Source organism: Collimonas sp., from assembly GCF_044339385.1.
GTDB lineage: Bacteria > Pseudomonadota > Gammaproteobacteria > Burkholderiales > Burkholderiaceae_D > Collimonas.
Map to the genome: position 1 here is coordinate 1 of NZ_JBIIVN010000168.1, position 5,318 is coordinate 5,318.

The window sequence follows — 5,318 nt, forward strand, 5'->3', positions numbered from 1 at the left end:
GCATTCGACGCTTGGCTATCGTTCACCCTGCCAGTATTTAGATGACTGGCTCACTGAGCAACATCAGGAAAAACAGGCGGCATAAAAGCCACCTGTTGGGAGACGAAAAATCGAGGGAAGCTCAAACTTGTACGACTTGCCGCGCAAAATTAATTTGGTAATCGGCCAACACGAGAGTTGCCGATACATACCGCCATACAAATAACCGGCAAACGGATCGGCATCGGCTGCTCAGGCACGCAAAAAGTGAAACAAATTTCTCAGCATTGCCGCCGTTGCACCCCAAATAAAGAAGCGCTCATAGGGCATTGTATAAAAGCTCCGGCGATAGCCATCGGGCAGATCAATACTACGTAACTGATGATTCAGACCATCCATCAGGAATGCCAACGGCACTTCGAAAATTTCTGCCGCCTCATTGGGATCGGCACGTAAGCTGAGCGGAGGGGAAATCAGACACACTACCGGCGTCACACGATAACCGGTGCCGGTAAAATATTCGGGTAAAGTGCCGATCACTTCAACCTGGCCCCGCGCCAATCCGATTTCCTCTTCAGCTTCGCGCAATGCAGTCTCAACTGCAGAAGCATCGCTCTGCTCCATCCGCCCGCCAGGAAAACTCACCTGCCCGGCATGATCGGTTAAATGTGCGGCGCGCTGAGTAAACAGCAACGTCGGTTGCTCCTCATGCATGACGATTGGGATCAACACCGACGCTGGCGTTACCGGGTTACCCTGCTGCATGCGCTGAATGGCCTGGCTATCAAGATCTTCGGGGCGCCAATCCGGTTGATGTGCAAAACGCTGACGCAGCCAGGCAGCACTCATCCTCTCCAGCGCAAGTGCTGACTCACCAGCGACGGCATCTACCGGCATCATCAAAGGATCGAAAGTTAACTTAACCAAGAAAATTCCCCAAAAAAACTATCCTGCCCCATATTGCTAAAAAGCACCATGGGCCACTGCATATATTTCACCGCGGACATAGATGATAACAATTACTGTGATTTTTCTTAGCCGTTAATTTACAAGCGAGACGCGACAGGAAGCCAGTAATAACGATGACAATGCTACTAAAACAGCCCAAGCGTACTATCGGCAAGGGCAACGACGGATAAAAAAAGACACCTGGCGGTGTAATCCCGTTCAGCTCAGTTAAGGTCTTTTTTGAGGACACGGAGGTATATCGCTGAGGTAAAGCCTTCACGGCCCGGTCGAATTTTCGGCCGGGCCGTTCCTCATTGAGGGATTGATACCAAGCGCCGCTGGCGTCGTTGCAGCAACGCTGCCAATTTTCACTGTGCGCGCGTGACAGCGGCCAAATACAGCTCGCACTGAATCACGTAGAGGGCACGGATGAAGCTGATCTCGGTTCGGCCTTCGCCTTCTCCAGTCTCACCAGGTTGTGGGTGAGCACTGCCCAAATCTCTTAATACCCGCCATCGACAGCCCTGCTGCGCAACATTAATGCCATGCCCGGTATGGTCTGCTTGAGTTCGCGGTAACTCGTCTCGATTTGCCAACGGCGTCTGTAGCAGGCAGCAATGTCGGCAGCCTTGTAGCGCTTGCTATCAAACAAGGAAATCAGCAACACCCTTTTGCGTGCAAGCTGATTGCTGACAGTAGTGACACGGGCCTGCCCCACTTCGGGCAAAGCCCGAAATTTCTTGCGTGCGTGTGCAACAGCACTCTTGCTGACAAACAGAATCTGAGCATCCCGCAACGCCAGATCGAGATCGCCGACGCCCTCGCCAATGGAGTGATGACGATAAAGCGCTAACGCAACAACGAGCAAGACAACTTGCTCGGCTGGGAATCGCCTCTACCGAATAGTCGCCTTGCCTAAATAGCCGGCAACTTGTTTTATCCACTCATAGGGCAAATGCTGCCAAAATGCTCCCAGCTGGATAATTATTGTACTTCAGCAATAAAATGGGGGCATCAAACATGATGGGCAAGGGCTAACAGCAGCGATCCCCGTTCACATCCCCAAAAATGAAAATGCCGTTCAGCTTTAACTGAACGGCATTACACCTGACGGCGCCTTTTTTCAGGCAATACCTATGCCTGACTCGACACAACTTACTCGGCTGCTGGTGCAGCCTTTGCAGCGTTGCGACGTTGTGGCAATTTTTCCTTGATACGTGCCGATTTACCGGAACGCTCGCGCAGGTAGTACAGCTTGGCGCGACGGACATCGCCGCGGCGCTTGACTTCGATCGATGCGATCAGTGGCGAGTACAGCTGGAATGTACGCTCAACGCCTTCGCCGGAAGAGATCTTACGAACGATGAAGTTGGAGTTCAAACCACGGTTACGACGCGAAATGACAACGCCTTCGTAAGCCTGAGCACGCTTACGCGTACCTTCAACCACGTTGACGTTCACAACGACTGTGTCGCCTGGTGCGAAATCAGGGATATTTTTGGCAAGGCGAGCAATTTCTTCTTGCTCAAGTTGTTGGATCAAGTCCATTTTTAGCTCCAAATACCATCTTGCTGACGCCAATCGGTGATATACACCTGCTCAGTAGAGGATGGGGTTAAACATAGGCGACCGGCTGGCCTCCCGTTGGTACTACTGGTACTACTGGTACTACTGGTACTACTGCTTGGTACTACTTCTGCTGCTCGATGCAATCTGCTTTTGTCACTGGCATGAATCGCGCGCCTGGCGCATGATTGATTCCCAGCCAAAAAATTTACAGGTCACGCAAGAATTTTTCATCGGCACCGCTCAGCAAGCCTGCCTCGCGTATCTTCTGAATCAAATCCGGACGCTTGCTTGCGGTCGCAAGCAACATTTGTTGACGCCGCCATTTTTGAATTTCTGCATGATGCCCACCCATCAGCACTGCAGGCACCGCTAGACCTTCATACACTTCCGGGCGGGTGTAATGCGGACAATCCAGCAAGCCATTAACAAAACTGTCTTCGACCGCCGATGCGCCGTCATTCAACACACCGGGCAATTGTCTGATCACGGCATCCATCAGCGCCATCGCCGGCAATTCGCCACCGGATAACACGAAATCGCCGAGGCTGATTTCCTCATCCACACAACGATCCAGCAAACGCTGGTCTACCGCCTCATAACGGCCACACAACAAAACCAGGCCAGACTCAGCGCTAAACTGCATAACCCGCTGATGCGTCAACGGCTTGCCTTGCGGTGACAAATATACGACTTTCGGGGCTGGTAAATCCTGCCTGAGCTGACGTGCCTTGGCCGCCTCAATCGCAGCTTCCAGCGGCTTTGCCAGCATCACCATGCCAGGACCGCCGCCATAAGGCCGATCGTCCACGGTGCGATGGTTGTCGGTGGTGAAATCGCGTGGATTCCACATCGCCAGCTCGCATTTTTTTTGTTCGAAGGCGCGACGGGTAACCCCTGATTGCGTCAACGCTGCGAACATTTCGGGAAACAGTGTGACGACATCAAATTGCATCCCGCTCACCCTTCTGCTCCGCTCGCAAATGCTGAAGCAATTGCGACTCTAGCTGCCGGGGTTTAATAATCAAGTCCCCCAGTCAACCGTAATTTTTTTAGCTGCCTGATCTACCGTCTTGACAAACTGATCAACAAACGGGATCAATAATTCTGGCGCAGCCTTTTCTTGATCTGCCGTTGCCTGGACCGTGATCCGGAGAATCGGATGCGCACCGTTGTCCATCAGATCAGCAACTACACCCAGATTTTCGCCCTGCAGATTTTCAACTGCCAGGCCGATCAGGTCGACCCAGTAAAATTCGTCATCCGAGAGCGCTGGGAACTGGCTGCGTGGGATATGTACCACCGTGCCTTTCATAGCCTCGGCTGCATCGCGCCCTGCTATACCCATCAGACGCGCCACAATGTCGCCACTGTGATTTTTCGCCTGCATCATTTCAACATCGCGCAGCTCCGGCGAATTCTGCCGGCCCAACCACCATGTCTTGGCATGCAACAACGCGCCGGCATCTGCCGAATACGGTTTGATCCGCACCCAGCCATTGATACCGTAAGCGCCAGTAACGTACCCGACCACCACCAAGTCCGGAGGTATTACAGATCCAGCTTGTGCTATGGTCGACAAATTCACTGACGCGTTCAACGGTTCAAACTGCCGAATTAAGCAGATTTCTTGGATGCGTCAGCAACCAAACGAGCGACTGTCGGCGACAATTGCGCGCCAACACCTTGCCAATGCGTCAGGCGATCCTGAGCAATACGGAAAGTCTCTTCGGCACCAGACGCTACCGGATTGTAAAAACCGATGCGCTCGATGAAGCGACCGTCACGACGATTGCGCGAATCAGTAGCTACGATGTTGTAAAAAGGACGCTTCTTTGCGCCACCACGGGATAAACGAATAACGACCATAATGTTTCCAAAAAGTGTTCGAACACGGAAAAAGCCGCAAATTATAACGCATACCCAAGCCAACCCGCAACCAGGCCGGGCCATAGGTGTGGTTTCTCTGCGTCAAACTAATTTGCAGGACTACCCAAATCGCTGTGCCGGCAGCATGGGAAGCGAGATGAGCGAAGACAGGCCTGCGATTCAAGCTGTACACTACCATCCGATTCCTTCGCCTTTCCAGCTCGCATGATACGGGCAGGAATTGCTGAGAGCGACATCTAACCCGACATCTTAACATTCTACCCACCAGATACAAGGAATTGCGGCTTTTTAATGTACATCCCAGGCGAGCATCCACCCCACCAGGCAGCCAATGACAACTAGCCACAAGAACAAGACTTGCGCGACTTTCCTTGCCACCGCATTCGGCAGTATCGGCTTGCACCGCTTCTATCTGGCCGGATTGAGAGACAAATGGGGCTGGCTCCACCTGATTTCGCTGCCTCTTTCCCTATTGGCCTACATGGCCTGGCGACAAGACCAACTGGTACCCTTCCTGTTTGCTCCGCTGGTAATCTCAGGGCTGGTGGCGTGCATTGAGTCACTAGTGATCGGCCTGACACCGGACGACAAGTGGGATGCCACCTACAACCCAGACTCCGGCAAGCAATCCGACTCCAGTTGGTTTGTCGTATTGCTGGTGGTACTGACATTGGGGATCGGCGCGATTGCCCTGATTGGCGCTATAGCCCGCACTTTTGATTTGCTGCTCACAGGCGGCGCCTACGGCTGAAGCCGTTGGCAGCGCCTGCAGAAGAAAAAAAGCGACCATTTTTTGTGGCCGCCTTTCTTGAAAAAACCAAATACATAGTCCGCCCTGAACAATCCCATTTCCCAATAATTGTCTCAAGCCGTGACAGTCGCCATACGCCACATCGGCCAAAGCATTACCAGAAACGCAGCGCAAAAAAGCCGCA

7 protein-coding genes are annotated in these 5,318 nt (G+C 52.7%); 1 reads left to right on the top strand and 6 read right to left on the bottom strand.

Going from position 1 to position 5,318, the window contains the following annotated elements; translation table 11 throughout:
• Positions 1-231 precede the first annotated feature (231 nt).
• The 6 genes from ACIQ0R_RS10985 to rpsP form a co-directional block, all read right to left on the bottom strand.
• Positions 232-906: a CoA pyrophosphatase gene (locus ACIQ0R_RS10985; RefSeq protein ID WP_395827210.1), complete on the bottom strand. Its 675-nt coding sequence runs from the start codon at positions 904-906 to the stop codon at positions 232-234.
• 523 nt (positions 907-1,429) lie between these two features.
• Complete coding sequence (locus ACIQ0R_RS10990; protein ID WP_395827213.1) at positions 1,430-1,795, bottom strand: transposase; 366 nt, start codon at positions 1,793-1,795, stop codon at positions 1,430-1,432.
• A gap of 287 nt (positions 1,796-2,082) precedes the next feature.
• Positions 2,083-2,475: a 50S ribosomal protein L19 gene (gene rplS, locus ACIQ0R_RS10995; RefSeq protein WP_395827217.1), complete on the bottom strand. Its 393-nt coding sequence runs from the start codon at positions 2,473-2,475 to the stop codon at positions 2,083-2,085.
• A gap of 226 nt (positions 2,476-2,701) precedes the next feature.
• Complete coding sequence (gene trmD / locus ACIQ0R_RS11000) at positions 2,702-3,448, bottom strand: tRNA (guanosine(37)-N1)-methyltransferase TrmD (protein ID WP_395827230.1); 747 nt, start codon at positions 3,446-3,448, stop codon at positions 2,702-2,704.
• Between the two features lie 69 nt (positions 3,449-3,517).
• A complete protein-coding gene (rimM, locus tag ACIQ0R_RS11005; protein ID WP_395827221.1) occupies positions 3,518-4,075 on the bottom strand; it encodes a ribosome maturation factor RimM in 558 nt (185 codons plus the stop codon).
• A gap of 35 nt (positions 4,076-4,110) precedes the next feature.
• Positions 4,111-4,362, bottom strand: coding sequence for a 30S ribosomal protein S16 (rpsP, locus tag ACIQ0R_RS11010; protein ID WP_395827224.1), 252 nt, complete (start codon positions 4,360-4,362; stop codon positions 4,111-4,113).
• 352 nt (positions 4,363-4,714) lie between these two features.
• On the opposite strand from rpsP, the gene ACIQ0R_RS11015 reads away from it, so the two are divergent.
• Positions 4,715-5,134, top strand: a complete 420-nt coding sequence (locus ACIQ0R_RS11015) for an NINE protein (RefSeq protein ID WP_395827227.1) — start codon at positions 4,715-4,717, stop codon at positions 5,132-5,134.
• The last annotated feature ends 184 nt before the right edge of the window (positions 5,135-5,318 follow it).

Bases quoted from the DNA above. Each gene is read 5' to 3' on its own strand.
- rpsP (WP_395827224.1), bottom strand. From the start codon at position 4,362: ATGGTCGTTATTCGTTTATCCCGTGGTGGCGCAAAGAAGCGTCCTTTT.
- rplS (WP_395827217.1), bottom strand. From the start codon at position 2,475: ATGGACTTGATCCAACAACTTGAGCAAGAAGAAATTGCTCGCCTTGCC.
- ACIQ0R_RS11015 (WP_395827227.1), top strand. From the start codon at position 4,715: ATGACAACTAGCCACAAGAACAAGACTTGCGCGACTTTCCTTGCCACC.
- trmD (WP_395827230.1), bottom strand. From the start codon at position 3,448: ATGCAATTTGATGTCGTCACACTGTTTCCCGAAATGTTCGCAGCGTTG.